This window comes from Pseudomonas sp. RIT-PI-r (genome assembly GCF_001297015.1).
Taxonomy (GTDB): Bacteria; Pseudomonadota; Gammaproteobacteria; order Pseudomonadales; family Pseudomonadaceae; genus Aquipseudomonas.
On record NZ_LIGE01000013.1, the window covers coordinates 126819 to 151127 of the forward strand.

23 protein-coding genes are annotated in these 24309 nt (G+C 59.4%); 14 read left to right on the forward strand and 9 right to left on the reverse strand.

Annotation, left to right across the window (positions count from 1 at the left end):
• Positions 1-13 precede the first annotated feature (13 nt).
• Positions 14-877 (forward strand): LysR family transcriptional regulator, encoded by an 864-nt coding sequence (locus AK821_RS03325; RefSeq protein ID WP_064388109.1) that lies wholly within the window; start codon positions 14-16, stop codon positions 875-877.
• 31 nt (positions 878-908) lie between these two features.
• Here AK821_RS03325 and AK821_RS03330 read toward each other — a convergent pair whose 3' ends face one another.
• Entirely contained in the window at positions 909-2171 is a 1263-nt protein-coding gene (locus AK821_RS03330) for a cation:proton antiporter (protein WP_064388110.1), read from the reverse strand.
• Between the two features lie 289 nt (positions 2172-2460).
• A complete protein-coding gene (locus AK821_RS03335; RefSeq protein WP_064388111.1) occupies positions 2461-3630 on the reverse strand; it encodes an MFS transporter in 1170 nt (389 codons plus the stop codon).
• 316 nt (positions 3631-3946) lie between these two features.
• Here AK821_RS03335 and AK821_RS03340 point away from each other — a divergent pair, with 316 nt between their 5' ends.
• On the forward strand, positions 3947-4780 hold the full coding sequence (locus AK821_RS03340; RefSeq protein WP_064388112.1) for an EamA family transporter: 834 nt from the start codon (positions 3947-3949) through the stop codon (positions 4778-4780).
• Between the two features lie 38 nt (positions 4781-4818).
• On the forward strand, positions 4819-5202 hold the full coding sequence (locus AK821_RS03345; RefSeq protein ID WP_064388113.1) for an MAPEG family protein: 384 nt from the start codon (positions 4819-4821) through the stop codon (positions 5200-5202).
• Between the two features lie 124 nt (positions 5203-5326).
• On the opposite strand, the gene mltA is transcribed toward AK821_RS03345, so the two are convergent.
• On the reverse strand, positions 5327-6505 hold the full coding sequence (gene mltA / locus AK821_RS03350) for a murein transglycosylase A (RefSeq protein ID WP_064388114.1): 1179 nt from the start codon (positions 6503-6505) through the stop codon (positions 5327-5329).
• 128 nt (positions 6506-6633) lie between these two features.
• Between mltA and AK821_RS03355 the strand changes: the two genes are divergently transcribed.
• Positions 6634-7083 (forward strand): c-type cytochrome, encoded by a 450-nt coding sequence (locus AK821_RS03355; RefSeq protein ID WP_064388115.1) that lies wholly within the window; start codon positions 6634-6636, stop codon positions 7081-7083.
• A gap of 167 nt (positions 7084-7250) precedes the next feature.
• Here the strand turns inward: AK821_RS03355 and AK821_RS03360 are convergent, their stop codons facing one another.
• From AK821_RS03360 to AK821_RS03375, 4 genes are all read right to left on the reverse strand, one after another.
• Positions 7251-7646: a DUF1090 domain-containing protein gene (locus AK821_RS03360; protein WP_064388116.1), complete on the reverse strand. Its 396-nt coding sequence runs from the start codon at positions 7644-7646 to the stop codon at positions 7251-7253.
• 97 nt (positions 7647-7743) lie between these two features.
• On the reverse strand, positions 7744-9420 hold the full coding sequence (gene ligB, locus AK821_RS03365) for an NAD-dependent DNA ligase LigB (protein ID WP_064388117.1): 1677 nt from the start codon (positions 9418-9420) through the stop codon (positions 7744-7746).
• Between the two features lie 247 nt (positions 9421-9667).
• Entirely contained in the window at positions 9668-10858 is a 1191-nt protein-coding gene (gene metK, locus AK821_RS03370) for a methionine adenosyltransferase (protein WP_016987231.1), read from the reverse strand.
• An 18-nt stretch (positions 10859-10876) separates the two neighbouring features.
• On the reverse strand, positions 10877-11872 hold the full coding sequence (locus tag AK821_RS03375) for an ArsR/SmtB family transcription factor (protein WP_064388118.1): 996 nt from the start codon (positions 11870-11872) through the stop codon (positions 10877-10879).
• A gap of 259 nt (positions 11873-12131) precedes the next feature.
• On the opposite strand from AK821_RS03375, the gene tkt reads away from it, so the two are divergent.
• The 7 genes from tkt (at position 12132) to AK821_RS03410 (ending at position 19243) form a co-directional block, all read left to right on the forward strand.
• Positions 12132-14129 (forward strand): transketolase, encoded by a 1998-nt coding sequence (gene tkt, locus AK821_RS03380; RefSeq protein WP_064388119.1) that lies wholly within the window; start codon positions 12132-12134, stop codon positions 14127-14129.
• A 150-nt stretch (positions 14130-14279) separates the two neighbouring features.
• Positions 14280-15332, forward strand: coding sequence for an erythrose-4-phosphate dehydrogenase (epd, locus tag AK821_RS03385; RefSeq protein WP_064388120.1), 1053 nt, complete (start codon positions 14280-14282; stop codon positions 15330-15332).
• A gap of 12 nt (positions 15333-15344) precedes the next feature.
• Positions 15345-16508, forward strand: coding sequence for a phosphoglycerate kinase (locus AK821_RS03390; RefSeq protein ID WP_007913753.1), 1164 nt, complete (start codon positions 15345-15347; stop codon positions 16506-16508).
• A gap of 34 nt (positions 16509-16542) precedes the next feature.
• Positions 16543-16764: a hypothetical protein gene (locus AK821_RS03395; RefSeq protein WP_064119176.1), complete on the forward strand. Its 222-nt coding sequence runs from the start codon at positions 16543-16545 to the stop codon at positions 16762-16764.
• A gap of 57 nt (positions 16765-16821) precedes the next feature.
• Positions 16822-17154 carry an MliC family protein gene (locus tag AK821_RS03400; RefSeq protein ID WP_064388121.1) on the forward strand — a complete coding sequence of 111 codons (333 nt, stop codon included), beginning with the start codon at positions 16822-16824 and terminating at the stop codon, positions 17152-17154.
• A 252-nt stretch (positions 17155-17406) separates the two neighbouring features.
• A complete protein-coding gene (gene fba / locus AK821_RS03405; protein ID WP_008081027.1) occupies positions 17407-18471 on the forward strand; it encodes a class II fructose-bisphosphate aldolase in 1065 nt (354 codons plus the stop codon).
• 397 nt (positions 18472-18868) lie between these two features.
• A complete protein-coding gene (locus AK821_RS03410; RefSeq protein WP_064388122.1) occupies positions 18869-19243 on the forward strand; it encodes a DUF6124 family protein in 375 nt (124 codons plus the stop codon).
• 184 nt (positions 19244-19427) lie between these two features.
• Here AK821_RS03410 and AK821_RS03415 read toward each other — a convergent pair whose 3' ends face one another.
• Positions 19428-20096 (reverse strand): polysaccharide lyase family 7 protein, encoded by a 669-nt coding sequence (locus AK821_RS03415; RefSeq protein WP_064388123.1) that lies wholly within the window; start codon positions 20094-20096, stop codon positions 19428-19430.
• Between the two features lie 320 nt (positions 20097-20416).
• Between AK821_RS03415 and AK821_RS03420 the strand changes: the two genes are divergently transcribed.
• Genes AK821_RS03420 through AK821_RS03430 form a run of 3 tightly spaced genes read left to right on the forward strand, consistent with a single transcriptional unit; the run spans position 20417 to position 23400 of the window.
• Positions 20417-22540 (forward strand): putative bifunctional diguanylate cyclase/phosphodiesterase, encoded by a 2124-nt coding sequence (locus AK821_RS03420; RefSeq protein ID WP_064388124.1) that lies wholly within the window; start codon positions 20417-20419, stop codon positions 22538-22540.
• A gap of 44 nt (positions 22541-22584) precedes the next feature.
• Positions 22585-23079 (forward strand): M48 metallopeptidase family protein, encoded by a 495-nt coding sequence (locus tag AK821_RS03425; protein ID WP_064388231.1) that lies wholly within the window; start codon positions 22585-22587, stop codon positions 23077-23079.
• 24 nt (positions 23080-23103) lie between these two features.
• Positions 23104-23400 carry a winged helix-turn-helix domain-containing protein gene (locus AK821_RS03430; RefSeq protein ID WP_008081019.1) on the forward strand — a complete coding sequence of 99 codons (297 nt, stop codon included), beginning with the start codon at positions 23104-23106 and terminating at the stop codon, positions 23398-23400.
• A 214-nt stretch (positions 23401-23614) separates the two neighbouring features.
• On the opposite strand, the gene AK821_RS03435 is transcribed toward AK821_RS03430, so the two are convergent.
• Positions 23615-24067 carry a GNAT family N-acetyltransferase gene (locus AK821_RS03435; RefSeq protein WP_064388125.1) on the reverse strand — a complete coding sequence of 151 codons (453 nt, stop codon included), beginning with the start codon at positions 24065-24067 and terminating at the stop codon, positions 23615-23617.
• Positions 24068-24309: the final 242 nt, after the last annotated feature.

Sequence of the window (24309 nt, forward strand, 5' to 3'; positions counted from 1 at the left end):
GAAAGGAAAACTTATGGATGTGCGCTTTCTTCAAAGCCTGATAGCAGTGGTTGAAACCGGTTCGATTGCGGCGGCCGCGCGCCGCGAAAACCGCACGGCGGCGGCGATCAGTCAGCGCGTGCAGGCACTCGAGCGATCATTGGGTTATGCCCTGTTGCTACGCACCGCGCATGCCACACGGCCGACGGATCAATGCCTGCTGGTGTTACCGAAAATCCGCGCGATCATCGAACAGACGCAGGCGCTGCAAAACGATCTGCATCACGATGCTCTGACGGGTGAAGTGACGATCGGTGCGGTCTCGACGGCGCTGACCGGTGTCTTGCCAGGGTTGATCGAGCGCTTGGCGTTATCGGCACCGGCGCTGAAATTGAAGATAACGCCGGGGGACTCAAAAAGCCTTTACGAGAAAGTGCTGGCGGGCGAACTGGACGCCGCGATTCTGGTCAGGCCGCCGTTTCAACCACCCAAAGCTTTGACGCAGACAGTGCTGAAGGTCGAGCCGCTGGTTCTGGTTGCCCCGGCCTCACATGCCGGGCAGTCGCTGGAAACGTTGCTGCGAGCAGGCCCGTTCATACGTTACGACGCGCGCTCATGGGGTGGCCAGATTGCTCAGCGCTACCTCGATGAACAGGCGATCGAGCCCAATGTGCTCTGTGAGCTGGATGCGCTGGAGACCATCGTCATGCTTGTCGCGCAGGGGATGGGGGTATCGCTGGTGCCGCAATGGGCCGCAATGGCGTTGGACGGTGTGTGTGCCATGCCGGTGGAGGATGGGCAGCGTTACTCGCGGGAGCTGGTGGTGATGCACAGTTCGACGCCGCACCGCCCGTTGGCGATGCGGCATCTGCTCGAATTGCTCTGCAACGCGTCATGAAAGCAGTTCACGACGGCGCTGCAGTGGTGCGTCAGTGTGCTGGTTCAGTCGCAGCATTCGGCTCGTTGCGTGTCGCATGCTTGACCAGTTTGCCGATGGTCAGACCCTGCAACAGGATCGACGACAGCACCACGATGTAAGTGATGCTTAACAGCAAGTCGCGCTCTGGCCCTAACGGCAGGGCCAATGCCAGCGCCACCGAAACACCGCCACGCAAACCGCCCCAGGTCAGAATCCGGATGGTGCCGGCCGGCACCGTACGCCAGCGCCGTAGCAGGACGATCGCCGGGGCCACGGTGAGCAGGCGCGACAGCAGAATCGCCACCGCCAGCAAACCGGCCGCTGCCATGTGCAGCCAGTTGAATGGCAGCAGCAACAGTTCCATGCCGATCAGCGCGAACAACAGCGCGTTGAGCATGTCATCGAGCAATTCCCAGAAGCCGTCGAGATAGCGCCGGGTCATGTCATTCATCGCCAGATTGCGCCCGACGTTGCCGATGATCAGACCGGCGACCACCATCGCGATCGGTGCCGAAACATGAATCTCGGTGGCCATCGCCGAACCGCCGATGACCAGCGCCAAGGTCAGCATCACTGTGATCTGATGCTGCTCGACGCTTTTGATCATTCGATAAACCAGATAACCGATCAGACCGCCGAACAGCACACCGCCGATGGCTTCATGAACGAACAACATCGCGGTGGCGCTGACGGTCGGGGTTTCGCCGAGTTGGGCGATGCCCAGCAATACGGTGAACACCACAACAGCTGTGCCGTCGTTGAACAGCGATTCGCCAACGATGGTGGTTTTCAGCGGCTTTGAGGCATTGGCGGTACGCAGCACGCCGAGCACCGCGATCGGGTCGGTCGGCGAGATCAGCGCGCCGAACAACAAGCAGTAGAGAAAGCTCACATGCCAGCCGAACAACGCAAAGATGTAATAGGCGAGGCTGCCGATCACTGCAGTGGCAATCAGAACGCCGAAGGTTGCCAGCAGGCCAATCGGCCAGCGATAGCTGCGCAGGTCATTGAGGTTGACGTGCAAGGCGCCGGCGAACAGCAGAAACGAAAGCATCCAGTTCATCAGCAGATCGCCGAAGTCGATCTGGCCGATCAGTTGTTGCACGCGTTCTTCGAGACCGGGATAGCCGAGCACGCTCAGGCCTTGCAGGATCAGCGAGAACAGCAGCGCGGTAACCATCACGCCGATGGTCGGCGGCAGGCCGATGAAACGGAAATTGACGAAAGTCAGGAGGGTGGTGAGGCAGATGAAAGCGGCGACAAGTTCAAGCATCCGGGGTCCTTTGGATGAGGGGTGAAAGATAGCGCACCGGATCTTTGGTGCAGGGATTGGATGGGCTGAGTCAGGATCGGGACACAGTTGATGGTGTGATGAGATCAAGAGCCCCCTCACCCCAGCCCTCTCCCTTAGGGAGAGGGGGAAAGGGAGCAGATCTTCAAGTCTTTCAGGGCCTGAGTTCGGCTCGAAATTTCAGATCGATGTAACTCGAACATTCAACACGGTCAGTCCCCTCTCCCTCTGGGAGAGGGCTAGGGTGAGGGCTCTTGCAGGCTAAACCCGATCAGCCGGACACATTGACCGCAGCCGCGCCGCGACGTTGCAGATAGATGAAAAACAGCGCCGTCAGCACGGTCAATACGCCAACAAGCGCCCCGGCCCGCGGCAAACCCGCCAGACCCGCGCCACGGGCCCCCCCCAGCCCGCCAATCCGCGCACCCGCCGCGTTGCCGAGATTGAAAGCGCTCTGGTTCAGCGTCGAGCCGAGGTTCGGCGCTTCATGGGCCTGATCAATGATCAGCAATTGCAGAATCGGGCACAGCGCAAAAGCGAAAATCCCCCACAGCACCAGCGTGATCGCCGCCGGCACCACCGAACGGCTGGTCTGGCTGAACGCCGCCAGAATCACCACCACCGCCAAGGCCACTCCGACCAGCGACGGCAACAAACGGCTATCAGCCAGACGCCCGCCGAGCATGCTGCCGCCGGTCAGACCGACGCCGAACAACAACAGCATCACAGTCACACCGTGCGGGCTGACGCCGGTGATGTCCTGCAGAATCGGCGCGATATAGGTGAACACGCTGAACAGGCTGGTCGAGGCCAGCACACTCATGCCCAGCGCTAGCAACACGTTGACCTTACCCAGCACCTTGAATTCGCTGGCGAGGTTGGCCTTGTCCATCGGGATGTGTTTCGGCAGCCACAACCATTGTGCGAGGGCGGCGATCAGGCCGATCACCGACACCGCCCAGAAGGTCGAACGCCACCCGGCGTATTGCCCGAGCGCCGTGCCCAATGGCACGCCGAGGACGTTGGCCAAGGTCAGGCCGGTGAACATCATCGCAATCGCCTGCGCGCGTTTGTTCGGTGCGACCAGCCCGGCGGCAACCACCGAACCGATGCCGAAAAACGCGCCATGACACAACGCGGTGACCACGCGCGCCGCCATCAATGTCGCGTAGTTCGGTGCCAGGGCGCAGAGGATATTGCCGAGGATGAACATCAGCGTCATGCCCAACAGCGTCGCTTTGCGCGGCATATTGGCGGTGCCGATCGCCAGAATCGGCGCGCCGAACACCACGCCCAGCGCGTAACCGGTGATCAACAGGCCGGCATGAGGAATGCTCACGGCAAGATCGCGGGCAACGTCGGGCAGCAGGCCCATGATGACGAATTCAGTGGTGCCGATGCCGAATGCGGCAACAGCGAGTGCAAGCAAGGCGAGTGGCATGCGCAAGGTCTCTGTCGGTAGTCTTGACGCTTTGATCAGGCATACGCAGGCCGACGACCGCTCTCGAAGGAGGGCGGTGCAGGCAGGAATTATTGGTTTTTTTCTGTGCGCAACTGAGTGCGGCGTGGTCGGTTGCAGTATAAACACCTGCTGACACATCGCGAATCAATAATCTGACTATTCGAATTATCGATTTTCACTGTAGGAGCTGCCGCAGGCTGCGATCTTTTGATCTTGTTGTTGAAAATCAGAATCAAAAGATCGCAGCCTGCGGCAGCTCCTACAGGGGGGCGTGAAAAATAATAAGGAGTGAAACGTGTTGGCGACAGCTTTGGTATTGATGGCGGCGCTGTTGCATGCGACGTGGAATACGTTAATCAAATTCAGCGCCGAGCGGCTGCTTGTGGTGGCGTGCATGGACACCGTGGCGCTGCTGGTCGTTGCCATCGCGTTTCCATTCGTGAGCTTGCCGCCCATGGAAATCTGGCCATGGATTCTGGCGTCGGCAGCCTTTGAGCTGCTGTATCGCTACCTGCTGATTCAGGCCTATCGCGTCGGTGATCTCGGCCTGGTCTATCCGCTGATGCGCGGTTTGTCGCCGCTGGTGGTGCTGGCGCTGACCCTGATCTTCGCTGGGGAAGTACTCACCACGCAGCAGATCTTCGGCATCATGCTGATTCCCTTGGGTATGGTTTGCCTGCTCTGGCAAGGCGGCGGCGGCAAGCACCTGCCATGGTCGATGGTGCCGGTGGTGGCGCTGATCGGCCTGTGCATTGGCTGCTACACCTATATTGATGGTCAAGCGCTACGGCGTTGGTCGCACCCGCTGGATTACCTGGTCTGGGTCACGCTGCTCAGTGCCTGGCCGTTTCCGCTGTTGGCATGGGTCGCCAAGCGCCCGGCCTTCATGCAGTTCTGGCGCGAGCAATGGAAGCTCGGGCTGGCGGTGGGCTTCTGCGTGTTGGCCAGCTACGCTCTGGTGCTGTGGGCGATGCAGTTGGGCTCGATTGCCGAAGCGGCAGCACTGCGTGAGATCAGTGTGATTCTGGTGGTGCTGTTCGGTATGCGCTACCTGAAAGAACCTTTCGGCCGGCCACGGCTCTTAGCCTGTGGGCTGGTGCTGATCGGCATGTTGATCATGAAGTTCTGACAGCCCGCGAATCTATAACTCGAAAAAAGGACGGCGTTATGACGGTGGCTCTGTGGTGTGTGTTGATCGCGATTTTTCTGCCGTATGTCTGCACAGGCGTGGCGAAAGCCGTGGGTGGCTATCGGTTGAGTGACAACCACGATCCGCGCGATTTTCTGGAAAGTCTCAACGGTGTGGCGAGACGGGCGCATGCGGCGCAACTGAACAGCTTTGAAGTGATGCCGGCGTTTGCGGCGGCGGTAATTGTCGCGCATCTGGTGGGTACGGCAGAGCTGGTGACGGTTAATGTGCTGGCTGTGCTGTTTATCACCAGTCGCCTGCTTTACATCATTTGCTATCTGGCGGACTGGGCGATCTTGCGGTCGCTGGTTTGGTTTGTGGGAATGGGGTTGATTGCTTCGTTCTTCTTTGTGTCGGTCTGATTATTTTACTGGTGTTGCTGATGGCCTCATCGAGCAGGCTCACTCCTGCATTTTGGAATGCGTTCCCCTGTAGGAGTGAGCCTGCTCGCGATAGCTATCTGATTACCTCAGCAGATTCCAAGGGTTACTTCTTCTCTGTATCCGCCACCTGCGGCACTTGCGGCAGCGCGGCACCTTTTGGCCAGAGCATCCAGATCTGCCCTTGCTGTTTCATGTCTCCGGCCAGTTGCCCGGCCGCATCCCCCGTCCCCCAGAACAGGTCCGCGCGTACCTCGCCGGCAATTGCGCCGCCGGTATCCTGCGCCGCCACCGGGCGAACCAGTGCCGTACCATCTGGTTTTGTGGTTGATAGCCACAACAGGCTGCCCAATGGAATCACCTTGCGATCCACTGCTGCGCTGTAACCGGCAGTCAGCGGTACGTTGAGCGAGCCACGAGGACCTTCGTTACTGTCCGGGTTGCGGGTGAAGAACACGTAGCTCGGGTTGCTGCCGAGCAATTCCGGGATGCGCGCCGGATTGGCTTTGGCCCAGTTGCTGATCGCACTCATGGTCACGTCTTCTTTTTTCAGCTCACCCTGCTCGACCAGCCAGCGACCTATTGGCCGGTATGGATGACCGTTCTGATCAGCGTAGGCAATGCGCAGTTGTTTGCCGTCCTGGGTCTGAATGCGCCCGGAACCCTGAATCTGTAGAAATTGCAGGTTCATAGGGTCGGTCAGATAAGCCACCACGGGCGCTTTCACGCCTTTGGATTCGATGGTCGCGGCGTCGTCGTATGGCTTGAGCACGCGGCCTTCGAGGCGACCGCGCAGGCGTTTGCCCTTGAGTTCGGGATAGATGCTGTCCAGCGAAACAATGATCATGTCTTCGGGCACGCCATACACCGGCACGTTTGCCACGTCGGTGGGTGTCAGGCTGCCGGGATAGACCGGCTCGTAATAACCGGTGATCAAGCCGTTGGGGTTGTCGTTCTCGGCGCGCAGGCCGAAGACATCGAGGTTCTGCTTGAGGAACGCGCGAATCTCGTTGGCGTTCTGCGGCACATTGGCCGCCGCTGCGCAGGTCGGGCCCCAGACCGTATCAGCCTTGAGCCGGGTGCAGGCGCTGCGCCACGAGCCGAAACCGGCGACCAGATCGCTGTCGGACACAACCGGCAGGGCATCCCACGTGGCGCTGGAGTAAGTGGCCAGCGCGTGGGTTTTCGGCTTGGCGCTCTCGCCACCGGTGCAGCCGGCGAGAATCGCCAGCAGAGGGAGGGTCGCGATCAGCGGATGACGCCAGGCCTTGTAACGGCTGTTCATGGAGTGATTCCTGTGCCGGTTGGCCGAGTGCTCCATGCGCTCGTTCAACCCGTATTTTTAATAGGGCTATTGGTGTTTGGCGGTGGCGCGAGGATACTGGCCGCCGAATTCCGTGACCTGAAGCCACCATGACTCTTAAAAAAATGTCTGTTGTATTGCTGGCCTGTCTGACCTTGTCCGCCTGCGGCGGTGTCGACCCGAATTCGCCGCTGGGTCAACGCAAGGCAATTTTCAAACAAATGCTCAAGACCGGTGAAGATCTCGGCGGCATGTTGCGTGGGCGCATTCCGTTCGACGGGCCGAAGTTCGCCGAAGGCGCGGTCAAGCTCGATGCGTTGTCCCACGAGCCGTGGAAGCATTTCCCGCAGGTGCGCGAAGAAGATCACACCAGCGCCAAGGATGATGTCTGGCAGAAACAGGCGCAGTTTCAGGAAATGGCCCGCAACCTTGAAGCGGCCACCGGTGAATTGGTGACCGCCAGTCAGCTTCTGCCATACAAAGCCAGCAACCTCGGACCCGCGGTGCAGAAGGTTGAAGATGCCTGCAGCGCTTGCCATAAACAGTTTCGGGATCATTGATCTTCAAGACTGCTGAGTAACCCTGTGGCGAGGGGATTTATCCCCGTTGGGCGGCGAAGCAGCCCCAAAACCATACAGCCGAGTTTTTTCAGTCAGACCCGACTAGCCGGATTTGCGACGGCTTCGCCGCCGGACGGGGATAGATCCCCTCGTCACAGGGCCATCAATTACTTATCGATTTCGTCCAGCGCGTCCTGCAGTTCTTTACGCGACTCGGCCAGTTTGTCTTTGCGCTTGTTGATCTTCTCCGGGTCGCCTTTCTTCATCGCCTTGTCGAGATCGGCCTGACGCTGACTTACTTCGTGCTTGGCTTCGAGCACCTTGTTTTCGCGTTCTTTCTTCAGGCCCGCATCGGTGCAGTGTTCATTCACTTCGCGCAGGGCCGTTTCCAGACCCGCCTGCTGATCGGCATTGCCGCGCGACTTGGCCTGTTCGATCTGGTTCATGATGCCCTGCTTTTTCGCAGCGCAGCCGGTCAGGCCCGGGGCGTCTTCGTCAGCCATTACGGGGGCGGCCATCATGCCGCAGAGGGTGAGCATGGCGAGCGGTGCAAGAAATTTCATAAAAGCTCCATGTGCAAAGGCGTTCGGGTTGGTCAGGCACTGCGCTGTTGGAGCGCCTCGGCGGCCGATGGGTTCCCGGCGCGCCGGGATTGCGTAGTCAAAAACCGTCGATTCCGGCGGCATGTAAGGTTTCGCTCAAGGCCAGTACTTGTGGGTCGCGAAAGAATGCGCTTAATTGCGCTGCGCGTCCCGGGCCGATACCGGCTTCTGCCTGCCATTGTTCGGTGTTGCGCTGTACCAGCGCCTGCCACGAATCAGGCAATCGGGCCTGACCGGTTGGCGGCAAGCCCAAGGCCTTGAGCCATTGAGCGAACGGCCGCTGGCGGGCGCTGTGAAAGCTGTTCATCAGGCGTTCGCTGCTGCGCTCGCCGAAGCCCGCAATGTTAGCAAGCTCTGGCGCGTCGAGGGTCAACCAATCCAGCAGGTTGTTTACGCGGCGTGTTTCGAGAAGTTTCTCCCAGGTGCCACGACCGACATGTTGCATTGCCAGACCCTGCTTGCCACTGAGCCAGGTCAGGCGCGCGAGAAACTGGCTTTTGCAGCCGGGCGTGGGTTGCCAGCAGCTCAAGGTGTGGAAGTCTTCGGCGTTGGGGATGTTGAGGTCTGTGCGTTCGGCGGCGCGCAGCACCACGCTGTCGAGCCGTGGAATGGTCAGGCCGGCGAGGCTGATTGCCACTTGGTCGCCGGGGCGGATATCCAGGTCTTGCCAGCGTTTGAAGGAACTGGCGCTGACCCGTTTGATTTCCCTGTCATCGAGCATGACGGGTTTGAGTTCGAGTACTGGCGTGATACGCCCGGTGCGCCCGATCTTGAAGTTGACCTTGCGCACTTCGGCCAGCGCTTGAGCAAAAGGATACTTCCACGCAACTGCCCAGTACGGCGCGCGAGCCTGCCAGCGCTCGGCGGGTGGACGCTGGCTCTGGCGCAACACCACCCCGTCAGTGGCAAAGGGCAGAGGAGAGCGGTACCAGTGATCGCGCCATTTTTGCGCGGCAGTAAAGTCGGGGGCAGGATGACTGTACGGTTCAATCGTGGCGAAACCCAGCGTCGCCAATGTGGCGACTCGCTCGGGCAATTGCGCTGGGCCTTGTGGCCAGTCCCAGACGAACAGTCCGATACCGGAGGCTTGCCCGGCATCCAGGGTTTTGCGTCCCATCAGTCCCGCGACGGTGGAGCGAGCGTTAACGCCGCCGGATCGAGCTTGCACGTGCTCGTTCAAGCGCCAGTAGAGTTCGCCCTGCACCAGTATATCCAGCGGTTGTGTCAGGCGTTGAGGAATGGCGCCGATCTTCTGCGCTGATGGCGTCCAGTCTTGCCCACGAACCCCGTCACCGCGACTGATGACCTGTTGCAAAATGCCCGCGCGATAAATCAGCGTCACTGCGACGCCGTCGACTTTGGGTTGTATCCAGACATCCTCGCGATCACGTAGCCAGGCCTCCACGGCCTCCACTTTATGGATTTTATCCAGGCCGGTGTGGGCGATGGGGTGGGCGTTTGAGCCTGAAACTGTGCGCAAAGGATCGGGTGGCGAGGGCACGTTGAAACACGCTCGCCACTCGTTCAGTTGCGCAAGGGATTGGTCGTAGAGTTCGTCGGCAACCAGTGAGCGACCTTCGCGGTGATAGGCGTCGTCCCATTTGTCGATCTGTGTTTGCAGGGCGGCGATTTCGTTTTGCGCGGTGGGGACAGGCCAGTCAGGGCAAGCGGCGTAAGCGATCAGGTGGGTGAAGCTCAGCAGAAGAATTGAAAAAAGGCGCAGCGTGGCAAGCATGTTGAGCGTCCTTGCTCAGGGGAATGCTTGAAGATTAGTCAGGATTCAGAGCAGCAACGGGTGGGTGTTTTGCATCGTGTTTCAGTTATGAAGATCAAAAGATCGCAGCCTTCGGCAGCTCCTACAGGAGGCGTGCGTTTCACTTGTAGGAGCTGCCGAAGGCTGCGATCTTTTGATCTTTTCGAGGCATGAAAAAGCCCCGCACGGCGCGAACCGTGCAGGGCTTTTTTGTACCGCCGGGGAAGGCTTACAGGCCAGCAGCAGAACGCAGGGCGTCGGCGCGGTCGGTTTTTTCCCAAGTGAAGGTGGTGAAGGTGTCTTCGCCAACAGTCTTGGTCTCTGGCGTGCGACCGAAGTGGCCGTACGCTGCAGTTTCCTGGTACATCGGGTGCAGCAGATCGAGCATGGTGGTGATTGCGTATGGACGCAGGTCGAACACTTCACGGACCAGTTTGACGATCTTGTCATCGCTGATCTTGCCGGTGCCGAAGGTGTTCAGCGAGATCGAAGTTGGCTGAGCCACACCGATCGCGTAGGAAACCTGGATCTCGCAACGCTCGGCCAGGCCGGCAGCGACGATGTTCTTGGCAACGTAACGGCCAGCGTAGGCAGCCGAACGGTCAACTTTCGATGGATCTTTACCGGAGAACGCGCCGCCGCCGTGACGGGCCATGCCGCCGTAGCTGTCGACGATGATCTTGCGACCGGTCAGACCGCAGTCACCTACCGGGCCGCCAATGATGAACTGGCCGGTCGGGTTGATGTGGAACTGGGTGTCTTTGCTCAGCAGTTCGGCAGGCAGCACGTGCTTGACGATCAGCTCCATCACGCCTTCGCGCAGGTCTTTGTACGACACTTCAGGGTTGTGCTGGGTCGACAGAACAACCGCGTCAATACCGACAACCTTGCCGCCTTCGTAACGGCAAGTCACTTGCGACTTGGCGTCCGGACGCAGCCAAGGCAGCAGACCGGATTTACGGGCTTCGGCCTGGCGCTGCACCAACTGGTGCGAGAAGGTGATCGGCGCTGGCATCAAAACGTCGGTTTCGTTGCTGGCGTAGCCGAACATCAGGCCCTGGTCGCCGGCGCCCTGATCTTCAGGCTTGGCACGGTCAACACCCTGGTTGATGTCCGGGGACTGCTTGCCGATGATGTTCATCACGCCGCAGGTCGCGCCGTCGAAGCCGACGTCGGAGCTGTTATAGCCGATGTCGAGAATCACGTTACGCACGATCTCTTCCAGATCGACCCAGGCGCTGGTGGTCACTTCACCGGCAACGATGGCCACGCCAGTCTTGACCAGAGTTTCCACGGCAACGCGTGCGTGTTTGTCCTGGGTAATGATGGCGTCCAGCACCGCATCGGAAATCTGGTCGGCGATTTTGTCCGGATGCCCTTCGGACACGGACTCGGAGGTGAAGAGGGAGTATTCGCTCATCTCGATGTTTTCCTGAATTTACCGATGGTGAGTGTCGCCAGCCGGTCGCTGAAAGTGGCGGACCTGGATCTGGAAACCATTACGTAAGCCTACATAGAGGCTTTCCCCGGGAACGAGTCCCGCAGCGGTGGCCCAACGGGCCAAATCGTCCTGTTCAAACCCCAACCAGAGATCACCGCAGGCCTCCCTGGCCCAACTCTGGTTGTGGCTACATAACTCTGTCACGAGCAGACTACCGCCCGGTTGCAGCAGGTCGGCCATGTGCTTGAGCGCATCGGCCGGCGCGGCGAAATGGTGCAACACCATGTTCAACACCACGCAATCGGCCTGAAGGCTTGTGCCGTTCAATGCATCGGCCAATTGCAGGCTGACGTTAGCCAGCTGTTCACGTTCACATACCTGACGCGCCAGTTCGAGCATCGCCGGGCTGTTGTCCAGCGCGGTGACGGTGTCGAAGCGTCGCGCCAGTTCCGGCAAAAAAGCACCATCGCCGGGGCCGACTTCAATGGCCGTGGCTGCACCATCGAAGTTCAGTTTGTCGAGCAGGGCCAGCACGCTGTCACGGTACTGCGGCAGGCCTGCGATCAAGTCTTGCTGGGCACGGAATTTCTCCGCGACCCGGGCGAAAAAGTCCTGGCTGGCGGCGGCCCGTTGAGCGTGGACCTGTTCGATGCGTGCTTGCACATCGTTCGGCAGTACCAGGTTGTCGACTTCTTCTAACAATGCTGCGTGCAACTTGCCGCCCAACAGTTCGGTGTGGGGCAGGGCGCGGCGATAGAAAATCGCGTTGCCTTCACGGCGGGTCGCTACCAGATCGGCCTGCGCCAACACTTTAAGGTGATGACTCATACCTGACTGACCGATGCCGAAAATCTGCGCCAGCTCCAATACACCAAACGAATCGTTGGCCAGGGCGCGCAATACATTCAGCCGCAGCGGATCGCCGCCGGCCTTGCACAGGGCCGCCAGCTCGTCGCAATCGTCATGGCGAATGGAAGGCACGCGTAAGTTCATAGGGCTGGCAGTCTAGAGAGGGGGGGAATCCATCGCAAGGGCAATATCAAAAAGTTTTGATATTGCTCGATAAATGGCACTTCTCACGAGACGGTTAACTCTAGAAACAAGTAGCGGAAAGGTTTCACCAACCGAAACCGCCGCTAACCATGGGAAAAACGCCCCCGGATGACTATCTGTCATTGCCCCGAGGCGCTCCGGTGAGGGAAAATGCCCTCCTTTTTTCCGTTTCAATCTATTCACACCCAGGAGATCAGCGATGCCTAGCCGTCGTGAGCGTGCCAACGCCATTCGTGCCCTCAGCATGGATGCCGTGCAAAAAGCCAACAGCGGCCATCCCGGTGCCCCAATGGGTATGGCAGATATTGCCGAAGTGCTTTGGCGCGACTACCTCAAGCACAACCCGAGCAATCCATCGTTCGCTGACCGTGACCGCTTCGTGCTGTCCAACGGCCACGGCTCGATGTTGATCTACTCGCTGCTGCACCTGACCGGTTACGACCTGTCGATCGACGACCTCAAGCAGTTCCGTCAACTGCACAGCCGTACCCCGGGTCACCCGGAATTCGGTTACACCCCGGGCGTTGAAACCACCACCGGCCCGCTGGGTCAGGGTCTGGCCAACGCTGTGGGCTTCGCCCTGGCGGAAAAAGTCCTGGGCGCGCAGTTCAACCGTCCTGGCCACGACATCGTCGATCACCACACCTATGTGTTCCTGGGTGATGGCTGCATGATGGAAGGCATTTCCCACGAAGTCGCTTCCCTGGCCGGTACTTTGGGTCTGGGCAAGCTGATCGCGTTCTACGATGACAACGGCATCTCCATCGACGGCGAAGTCGAAGGCTGGTTCACCGATGACACCCCGAAGCGTTTCGAAGCCTACAACTGGCAAGTGATTCGCAACGTCGACGGCCACGATCCGGAAGAGATCAAGACCGCCATCGAGACCGCGCGCAAGAGCGCACAACCGACGCTGATCTGCTGCAAGACCACCATCGGTTTCGGCTCGCCGAACAAGCAGGGCAAAGAAGACTGCCACGGCGCTCCACTGGGTGACGCGGAAATCGCGCTGACCCGTCAGGCGCTGAACTGGAACCACGGCCCGTTCGAAATCCCGGCCGACATCTATGCCGAATGGGATGCCAAGGAAAAAGGTCGCGCGGCCGAAGCCGAGTGGGACCAGCGTTTCGCTGCCTACTCCGCTGCGTTCCCGACCGAAGCCAACGAACTGGTGCGTCGCCTGAGCGGTGAGTTGCCGGCTGACTTCTCCGAAAAAGCTTCGGCTTACATCGCTGAAGTCGCGGCCAAAGGCGAAACCATCGCCAGCCGTAAAGCCAGCCAGAACACCCTGAACGCGTTCGGCCCGCTGCTGCCGGAACTGCTCGGCGGCTCCGCTGACCTGGCCGGTTCCAACCTGACCCTGTGGAAAGGTTGCAAAGGCGTCAGCGCTGAAGATGCCAGCGGCAACTACATGTACTACGGCGTGCGCGAATTCGGCATGACCGCGATCATGAACGGCGTGACCCTGCACGGCGGCCTGGTACCTTACGGCGCGACCTTCCTGATGTTCATGGAATACGCCCGCAACGCCGTGCGCATGTCCGCGTTGATGAAGAAGCAAGTGATCCACGTCTACACCCACGACTCCATCGGTCTGGGCGAAGACGGCCCGACGCACCAGCCGATCGAGCAATTGACCAGCCTGCGTACCACACCGAATCTCGACACCTGGCGTCCAGCCGATGCCGTTGAATCGGCTGTGGCCTGGAAAAACGCTCTGGAGCGCAAGGACGGCCCATCGGCGCTGATCTTCTCGCGTCAGAACCTGCAACACCAGGAACGCGATGCCGGCCAGATTGCCGACATCAGCCGTGGCGGTTACGTGCTGAAGGACTGCGCAGGCGAACCTGAGCTGATCCTGATATCGACCGGTTCGGAAGTGGGCCTGGCGGTTCAGGCGTACGACAAACTGACCGAGCAGGGTCGTAAAGTGCGTGTGGTTTCCATGCCTTGCACCAGCGTGTTCGATGCTCAGGATGCTGGCTACAAGCAGGACGTGCTGCCGTTGCAGGTTGGCGCGCGTATCGCGATCGAAGCGGCTCACGCCGACTTCTGGTTCAAGTACGTGGGTCTGGAAGGTCGCGTGATCGGCATGACCACCTACGGCGAATCGGCTCCGGCTTCGGCACTGTTCGAAGAGTTCGGCTTCACCCTGGAAAACATCCTCGGTCAGGCTGAAGAGCTGCTGGAAGACTGATCCAGAAAAGATGTCGTCTGAGCTGACGCCTTCGCGAGCAGGCTCGCTCCCACAGGGAAATGCATTCCAATGTGGGAGCGAGCCTGCTCGCGAAAGTGTTGGTTCAGGCAACATCGCACTGCCTGATTCACCACGGTAATCGAGAACCCCATGCCTCAACCGCGTCCCTTCAAAGTTGCACTCAACGGCTACGGCCGGATTGGTCGTTGCGTCTTGCGTGCGTTGTTTGAGCGAGGCGAGAAAGCCGGGTTTGAAATTGTCGCGATCAACGATCTGGCGGACATGGCCAGCATCGAATACCTGACACGCTTCGACTCCACCCACGGCCGCTTCCCGGGCGAGGTGCGAGTAGAAGGCGATTGTCTGCATATTAATGGTGACTGCGTGAAGGTTCTGCGCAGTGCCACCCCCGAAGGCATCGATTGGGCGTCGCTGGGCGTCGATCTGGTGCTTGAGTGTTCCGGTGCCTACAACACCCGTGAAGACGGCCAGCGCTTTCTCGACGCTGGTGCGCCACGCGTGCTGTTCTCGCAGCCGATGGCCAGCGAGGCGGATGTCGACGCCACCATCGTTTACGGCGTCAATCAGGATTGCCTGACTGGCGACGAGCTGCTGGTGTCCAATGCCTCCTGCACCACCAACTGCGGTGTGCCGCTGTTGCGTCTGCTCGACAAGGCCATTGGCCTCGATTACGTGTCGATCACCACCATTCACTCGGCAATGAACGATCAGCCAGTGATCGACGCCTATCACCACGAAGACCTGCGCCGCACGCGTTCGGCGTTCCAGTCGGTGATCCCGGTGTCCACCGGTCTGGCGCGTGGTATCGAGCGCCTGCTGCCGGAACTTGCCGGGCGAATTCAGGCCAAAGCCGTACGCGTGCCGACGGTCAACGTGTCCTGCCTCGACATCACGATGCAGACCGCCACCGCGACCGATGCCAATGAGGTCAACCGGATCCTGCGCGAGGCCGCCACCAGTGGCCCGCTCAAAGGCCTGCTCGCCTATACCGAGTTGCCGCACGCCAGTTGTGATTTCAACCATGACCCACACTCGGCCATCGTCGATGCCAGTCAGACCCGTGTTTCCGGCCCCAAGCTGGTGAACATCCTGGCCTGGTTCGACAACGAATGGGGTTTTGCCAACCGAATGCTGGACGTTGCAGAACACTATCTGCAAACAGCAACTTCAAAAAAACCGTAGGAAGTGCGACCCATGACCGTGTTGAAGATGTCCGACCTCGATCTGCAAGGTAAGCGCGTATTGATCCGCGAAGACCTCAACGTCCCAGTCAAGGACGGTGTTGTCACCAGCGATGCGCGTATCCTGGCTTCGCTGCCGACCATCAAGCTGGCCCTGGAAAAAGGCGCGGCCGTGATGGTCTGCTCGCACCTTGGCCGTCCGACCGAAGGCGAGTTCTCCGCCGAGAACAGCCTCAAGCCTGTCGCTGACTACCTGAGCAAAGCGCTGGGCCGTGAAGTGCCGCTGGTGGCTGATTACCTCGGTGGCGTTGACGTCAAGGCCGGCGACATCGTGCTGTTCGAAAACGTGCGCTTCAACAAAGGCGAGAAAAAGAACGCTGACGAACTGGCCCAGCAATATGCCGCCCTGTGCGACGTGTTCGTGATGGACGCGTTCGGCACCGCTCACCGCGCCGAGGGTTCGACTCACGGCGTGGCCAAGTTCGCCAAAGTTGCTGCGGCTGGCCCGCTGCTGGCCGCTGAACTGGACGCACTGGGCAAAGCCCTCGGCGCACCGGCTCAGCCAATGGCGGCCATCGTTGCCGGCTCCAAGGTGTCGACCAAACTCGACGTGCTGAACAGCCTGAGCCAGATCTGCGATCAACTGATCGTCGGCGGCGGCATCGCTAACACCTTCCTCGCTGCGGCCGGTCACCCGGTTGGCAAGTCGCTGTACGAACCGGACCTGCTCGACACCGCACGCGCCATCGCTGCCAAAGTCAGCGTGCCGCTGCCGGTTGACGTCGTGGTTGCCAAGGAATTCGCTGAAACCGCCGAAGCTACCGTCAAGCTGATCGCTGACGTCGCGGCTGACGACATGATTCTGGACATCGGCCCGCAAACCGCAGCCAACTTCGCCGAACTGCTGAAATCGTCGAAAACCATCCTGTGGAACGGCCCGGTCGGCGTGTTCGAATTCGACCAGTTCGGTAACGGCACCAAAGTGCTGGCCCAGGCCATCGCGGAAAGCTCGGCGTTCTCCATCGCTGGCGGTGGCGACACCCTGGCCGCTATCGATAAATATGGCGTGGCTGAGCAAATCTCCTACATTTCCACCGGTGGTGGCGCGTTCCTCGAATTCGTCGAGGGCAAAGTGCTGCCAGCCGTTGAAGTCCTGGAAAGCCGGGCCAAGGCCTGAGGCCGCCCGTTTGGCCAGGCAAAGGAGTGTTCACATGGTCAAGTCGTTAGCGCTGTTGTTGCTGACCGGTACGCTGGCGGCCTGCGGGAGTAACCCGAAGGCCGAGGCCACGCCGGCGCCGAGCGAGTCGCAGAAGGGCTGTTATCAGGCCGACTGGCAGGCCGAAACCAACCCGGTGCTGAACAAGCGCTCGGGCCCGGACGGCCTGGAGAAATACGAGACGCAAACCCCGGCCAAGGAACATGGTTGTCCTTGACGGGTCTGACTCTTTAACTCAAGGCTGGCGGCGTGTGCCGTCAGTCGAGGAACACGGATGAAAGGCTTGATCGCCATTGCGGCGTTGGCATTGTTGGGCGGTTGCGCGCAGTTGAACCTGTTTCAGTCGTCCGCCCCGGCGGATAGCTGGACGACCTGGACCTGCGACAGCCAGGCCAAAGTGCTCTGGCGTTACGCCGACGCCGGCCAGAAGGAAGTCGACGTTCGCCTCGGCGGCGGTGATCAGGTCTATCGCCTGAAAGAAGAGCCGGGCGCCTCGGGCACGCTGTACAGCGACGGCATGCTGGCGTTTCACGTCAAAGGTGAGGAAGGCCTGGTGTACTGGGTCGCCACCAATGACCTGATCGGCCGCGGCTGCAAGGCTGAATAATTGCAACACCGCAGGCCCATTGTAGGAGTGAGCCTGCTCGCGATAGCGGTATGACAGTCGCTGCAATATTGACTGCAAGATGGCTATCGCGAGCAGGCTCACTCCTACAGGGGTTCTGCGCAGTTCTGAAGAATTGGCTTTATCGAATCACCAGACCGGGCCTCAACCCCCGATCTGCAATCACTTGAATAGCCGCCGCCGCTCCGGCAGGCTGGCACGATTAACGACCCTCAACCGGGAGAGACACACACAATGGCACTTATCAGCATGCGCCAGATGTTGGACCACGCAGCCGAATTCGGCTACGGCGTTCCAGCCTTCAACGTCAACAACCTTGAGCAGATGCGCGCCATCATGGAAGCCGCTGACAAGACTGACTCCCCGGTGATCGTCCAGGCTTCGGCCGGCGCTCGCAAATACGCCGGCGCGCCTTTCCTGCGTCACCTGATCCTGGCCGCGATCGAAGAATTCCCGCACATCCCGGTGTGCATGCACCAGGACCACGGCACCAGCCCTGATGTCTGCCAGCGCTCGATCCAACTGGGCTTCAGCTCGGTGATGATGGACGGCTCGCTGGGCGAAGACGGCAAGACCCCGACCGACTACGACTACAACGTCCGCGTTACCCAGCAAACCGTGGCCATGGCGCACGCCTGCGGCGTTTCGGTAGAAGGCGAGCTGGGCTGCCTGGGTTCGCTGGAAACCGGCATGGCCGGTGAAGAAGACGGCATCGGCGCCGAAGGCGTTCTGGATCACAGCCAAATGCTGACCGACCCGGAAGAAGCCGCTGACTTCGTCAAACGCACCCAGGTCGATGCCTTGGCCATCGCCATCGGCACCAGCCACGGCGCCTACAAGTTCACCAAGCCACCTACCGGTGACGTGCTGGCAATCGACCGCATCAAGGAAATCCACAAGCGCATCCCGAACACCCACTTGGTGATGCACGGTTCGTCCTCGGTGCCACAAGAGTGGCTGGCGATCATTAACCAGTACGGCGGCGACATCAAAGAAACTTACGGCGTACCGGTTGAAGAAATCGTCGAAGGCATCAAGCACGGCGTGCGCAAGGTCAACATCGACACCGACCTGCGTCTGGCATCCACCGGCGCCATGCGTCGCCTGATGGCCACCAACCCGAGCGAGTTCGACCCACGTAAATTCTTCGGCGCGACTGTTACTGCAATGCGTGACGTGTGTATCGCTCGTTATGAAGCGTTCGGTACTGCCGGTAATGCATCGAAGATCAAACCGATCTCGCTGGAAGCGATGTACCAGCGTTATCTGAAGGGTGAGTTGAACGCCAAGGTTAACTAAACCTGAGTGTTGGACCGCTGATTCAAGAAACCCGCCGAGAGGCGGGGTTTTTGTGGGCGGGTTGTAGGCAAAGTGCGTGTCCTACCGATATTGGCGTTCGGGGGGATTATTCCGACCGGTCGCGTCGGGTGTCCGGCGGGAGGGGGGTAGATAGGCACTGGGGATCGCTGAATTCAGCGATCGGACGTCGCAGTCCGTACAGCTCACTTGGTGCATAATCGCCACCCCAAACCGCAACGCCTCGGTGTTTGTGTTTGGTCGATGGTGGCTGTGCGCGGAATACCCTCGGGTATGCCGGATTTCCAAGTGATCCGGTCTGCGACCCCGCGTACAGCTGCCTCCCTCCGTCGCGTCGCAGCGATCAGTGGCAGCTTAATGCATCACTTGGAGTTTCACGATGATCAAACCAACACCCAATCCGCCTGAAGGCGATTGCACATCCCCGTACGAGTCCCTCGATTCAAGAAAGCTCCACGACGCCGCCGAGCGTGCGCTCGATCACTACCTTGAACCGAACGTCACTGCCCTGAAGTTCCACAAGCCCAGCACGATGTTTCAGGTTGCTCCTGACATGGATAACGAAAGCCTGTTGGCCCACGCCTGCGAATCACTGGCTTCGGCGAGCATCATGACCAGCGATATTGCGGCGTATGTCGATATCCCGCAGCGGCGTACGATTCTGGCGATTCAGCAGATCATCATGCTGGCTGAGCTGGCGGTAAATCGGGTGCTGGATAATGTGGAAGTGACGCAGTCTGTAATACCCAGCTGACCCCCTGTAGGAGTGAGCCTGCTCGCGATTGCGGTGGATCAGTCAGCACTGATGCTGGATGTTGGTCCGTCATCGCGAGCAGGCTCACTCCTACAGTTGGATCGGATGTGAACCTTAGGAAATTAGGTGACTTTGAGGCCGTCATCGTTGGCAAGCCAACTCCCACAGGGGGGGCTCGGCGAAGTTATTTATCGTGATCGATGTCGAGTTTGGAGAAGGTGACCTGGCCACCTTCGCTGGTGTACCCCGTATTGTCCTGCACATAAACCCCGGCCTTGAAGTACAACGGCTTGTTACGCCACGTCGCGCTGATCTGTGAATCCCACTGATAACCCGCCGCACTGACACCCAACGCACCGCCAGGACTCAGGTGAATAAGGTAGTTGAATTCGCGATCCAGTTTGATCCCGGTCGCCAGGGTGATGACGCGGCTTTCGTCATCATCCGGGTGCATGCGGACTTTGATCACCAGGTTGCCGGTCTCGGTTTTGGTCTTGTATTGATATTCGAGTTTGACCATCGGTTTCTGGCTTTCATAAGCGTGAATCTGGCCGATGACGATTTTGCCGGAACTGGGCACTTTGTTGACTGTAACCGTCGCGCGCAGCAGGTTATCGGCATCCGGGTAATACCAGTTGCGCAGCGTGCCGTTGCTATAGGTCTCCCGCAGTTCGGTGCGCGGGTAGATGGCGTTTTCGGTTTTTGACCCGGTAACCGGTGACCAGAAGAACAAGGTGCCTGTGTCGGAATGGAAGTACTGATCCTTGAAGCCGTTCACCAGTTTGGAGGTTTCGACGGTGTATGGCGGGCTGCCAACGGGAACGCTGAGGTTCCAGGTTGCGAGATCGATCATGTCGGTTCTTCCACTCAAGTTTCACTGCACGTACGTGCCAGAAGCTCTAGCTCGCACGTTTTGGGGCGGCCTTTATAAGCGTTGAGGGATTTTTTGTTAACGCCCGTTTGGCAGATGATTGACGTCAACATCCTGTCGAAATGCCATCTTTCCCGGTTTCAGGGGGCTGCAGAGATGACCGTTAGTCGGCTAAACCAGACTTTGGTTAAATGATGGCCTGATGACAGCTATTGCTTTCGCCGATCCCGGACTAGAGTGAACGCTCAGTATGTGTACGGTTTTGACCGGAACCGGCCTGAAGTCCCGACAAGAGAAGCAGCATGGAATGCGCGCAATCCCAGCCAGGTGAAGGCAACTCTGTCCTTTTGATCGTTGATGATTACCCTGAAAATCTGATCAGCATGCGCGCGTTGCTGCAGCGTCAGGATTGGCAGGTCATCACCGCTGCCTCCGGTTTCGAGGCGCTCAGCCTGTTGCTGGAGCACGACGTCGACCTGGTGCTGCTGGATGTGCAGATGCCCGGCATGGACGGCTTCGAAGTCGCGCGATTGATGCGCGGCAGCCAGCGCACACGTCTGACCCCTATCATTTTCCTCACCGCCAACGAGCAGTCCCAGGATGCCGTGATCAAGGGCTATGCCAGTGGGGCGGTGGATTACCTGTTCAAACCGTTTGATCCGCAGATTCTCAAACCGAAAGTGCAGGCATTGCTGGAGCACCAGCGTAACCGCCGGGCCTTGCAGCGTTTGAGTCATGATCTGGAAGTCGCTCGAGCCTTCAATGCCTCGGTATTGGATAACGCCGCCGAGGGGATTCTGGTGGTCGGTGAGGACGGCCTGATCCGCTTTGCCAATCCGGCAATTTCGCGTCTGCTCAATGCGCCGGTAAAGGAGCTGGAGGGTAAGGAGTTTCTCGATTACCTGCAGAAACCGCATGTTCCGTTGTGGGCCGATTCCGATTTTTACGCCAGCTACAAACGTGGCGAAACGTTAAGACTGCACGACGCATTATTGCGCACCGCGCCCGGCCAGCAGGTGCCAGTGGCCTTGTCCTGCGCGGCGCTACCCACAGAACAACATGCGATGGTGGTCACGGTTCTCGACATGTCGGTAGTGCGTCACCTGCACCAACAGCTTGAGTTTCAAGCCGTGACCGATCCACTGACCGGTTTGCTCAACCGCCGCGGCTTCTACCAGACCGTGGAAAACCTGCTGCTGCGCGGTGAACGCAGTGACAGCAGTTGGGTGCTGTTGTATCTGGATCTCGACGGCTTCAAACGGGTTAACGATTCCCTTGGTCATGATGCCGGCGACCGTGTGTTGCGTTGGGTTTCCGAGCAATTGAAGGCGTGTCTGCGGCCGTTCGACATACTCGCGCGCATGGGCGGTGATGAGTTCACCGCGTTGCTGGATCTGGAGTTCCCGGAGCAGGCAGCGAAGATCGCCGAGAAACTCATCGAACGCGTGTCGATCTGTCAGCAAATCGAAGGGCTGGATATCGCCCTGGGCGCGAGCATCGGCATTGCCACGTATCCGGATTGCGGTTCGAACCTCGACGGTTTGCTGCGTGCGTCGGACATTGCCATGTACGAAGCCAAGCGCGCCGGGCGTCAGCAATATCGCTTCTACGATCATGAAATGAATGGTCGCGCCCGTTCGCGCCTGATGCTCGAAGAAAGCGTGCGCACGGCCATCGAAAACCGCGATTTCAACTTGGTGTATCAGCCACAGGTGGCGATCGACACGGGGCAGATACGCGGGTTTGAAGCGTTGTTGCGCTGGCAGCATCCGAGTGTCGGCGATGTTCCACCGGGCCTGTTCCTGCCGTTGCTGGAAGAAGCGCGGTTGATCAGTCGGCTCGGTAGCTGGATCTATCATCGCGGCGCCGGCCAGCGCAAAGCCTGGGAAACCTTGTTTGCCGAGGACCTGGTGCTCGGCGTGAGCTTGAGCAACACCCAGTTCAGCCTGCCGAATCTGGTCAGCGAGTTGCGCCAGGTCATGGAACGACACGCGCTGCAGCCTCGTCAGCTGGAGGTCGAAGTCACCGAAGAAGCGCTGATGCAAAATCCCGATGAAACGCGCAAACAGTTGCGTCTGCTGCGTAATCTCGGGGTGCGCGTGGCGCTGGATGACTTCGGTTCCGGGCCGTGTTCGCTGGCACATCTGCGCGATCTGGAGCTCGATACGCTGAAAATTGATCGCCATCTCATTGCGCGATTGCCGGACTCGAAACGCGACGCCTCACTGGTCAGCACGGTCATCAGTCTGTGCAAGGAATACGGTTTGCTGGTGATTGCCGAAGGGGTGGAAACCATCGAGCAATACCAATGGCTGCAAGCCCACGGCTGCGAGTACGTGCAGGGCTTCCTCGTGGCGCGGCCATTGGTCGCCGAGGATGCAGCCAGCTTCGCCGAACCGTTTGACTGGAGCGCGCTGCCCGGTTGAATTCGCTACACTGGCGCACCTTTTTTGAACCGTGTCGCCAGTCCATGACAGTGTTGAAGTACCTCCAGGCCTATCCCGCGCAATTGCAGGACCAGGTGCGCCAACTGATCGCTGAAGGGCGCCTGGGCGATTACCTGACTCAGCGTTATCCGGGGCGGCACGATGTGCAGAGCGACAAGGCGCTGTACAGCTACGCGCTGGACCTGAAGCAGGAATACCTGCGTAACGCGCCGGCCATCGACAAGGTGCTGTTCGACAACCGCCTCGACCTGACCCATCGCGCTTTGGGCCTGCACACTACGGTGTCGCGAGTGCAGGGCGGCAAGCTCAAGGCCAAGAAAGAGATTCGTATCGCTTCGTTGTTCAAGGAGGCTGCGCCGGACTTTCTGAAAATGATCGTCGTGCATGAACTGGCGCACTTCAAAGAGTCGGATCACAACAAGGCGTTTTATAAATTGTGCGAGCACATGCTGCCGGGGTATCACCAGATCGAGTTCGATCTGCGGGTGTACCTGACGTGGCGGGATATGCAGGCTTAACCGTACGCAACCAGGAAGGTGGGGATGGACGTCAGCAAGACCAAAAGCAGTTTCTACCGCCGCTTGTATGTGGCGTACCTGATCGACAGCGGTCTGGCGCCGAGTGTGCCGACGCTGACTGACGTCACCGGCATGCCCCGGCGCACGGCGCAGGACACGATTGCCGCGTTGGCCGATCTGGACATCGTCTGTGAATTCGAGCAGGAAGAGGGCGCACGTAATCATGCCGGGCGCTATCGGATTCGCGAGTGGGGGGCGATTGATCGCGGGTGGATCGAGCGTAATTTGCGGCAAATCAAGGCAGTGCTTGAGTATCCGTAAGAACCCCTCACCCTAACCCTCCCGAAACGTCGGACCGCCCATAGGGAGAGGGGACTGATTGGGGGATATTGGAGAGATACGCCGACGTGAGCGAATTGCTGTGAATCCATAATCGACGCGGTTTTTCCGGTCGATGTCTGCCGCAAGACGATAAGGTCAGTCCCCTCTCCCTATGGGCGGTCCGACGTTTCGGGAGGGCTAGGGTGAGGGCTTTTCAGGCGCGACGCATGCCGATGTGCGGAATGTCATCCTCCAGATACTCCTCACCCGCCACAACAAACCCGTACCTTCCGTAATACCCCTGCAAATGCGCCTGCGCCGACAGATAGATCGGCACCTGTGGCCAATGCTTCTCCGCCTGTTTCAACGCCTGCTCCATCATTTCGTGCCCCAGCCCTTTGCCGCGACCCGCAGGTGCAGTCAGCACCCGGCCGATCACCACGTCGCCACCCTGGGATTGCGGATCCAGCAGGCGCAGGTAGGCCATCAACTGATCATCTTCCCAACCCATCAGGTGATAGGTATCGCCTTCCAGATCCTGACCGTCGAGGTCCGGATAGGCGCATTTCTGTTCGACGACGAACACGTCCGAGCGCAGTTTCAACAGCGCGTACAGCTGCTCCTTGCCCAGATCACTGTGATGTTTGCAGACCCATTCGATTGTCATGTGCCGATTCCTTGAACGTGTCGCCCGATACTAAGCGTCTACGGCAAAGATGTCTTTATGGCGTAAGAGTCTGTGACAAAGGTCAAAATGCCATCATTCCTTTCTCGCACGGATGACTTCTTTGTGTAATCTGCTGGTGAGCGCAGTGCCTTGGCTTCCTTGAGCTAATGTTAGTGCCTGGGTTTCGCCGGTAAGGGGCCTTGGGGTTTTGACTGAAAACACGCTGGGCAGCCCGCCCGCTA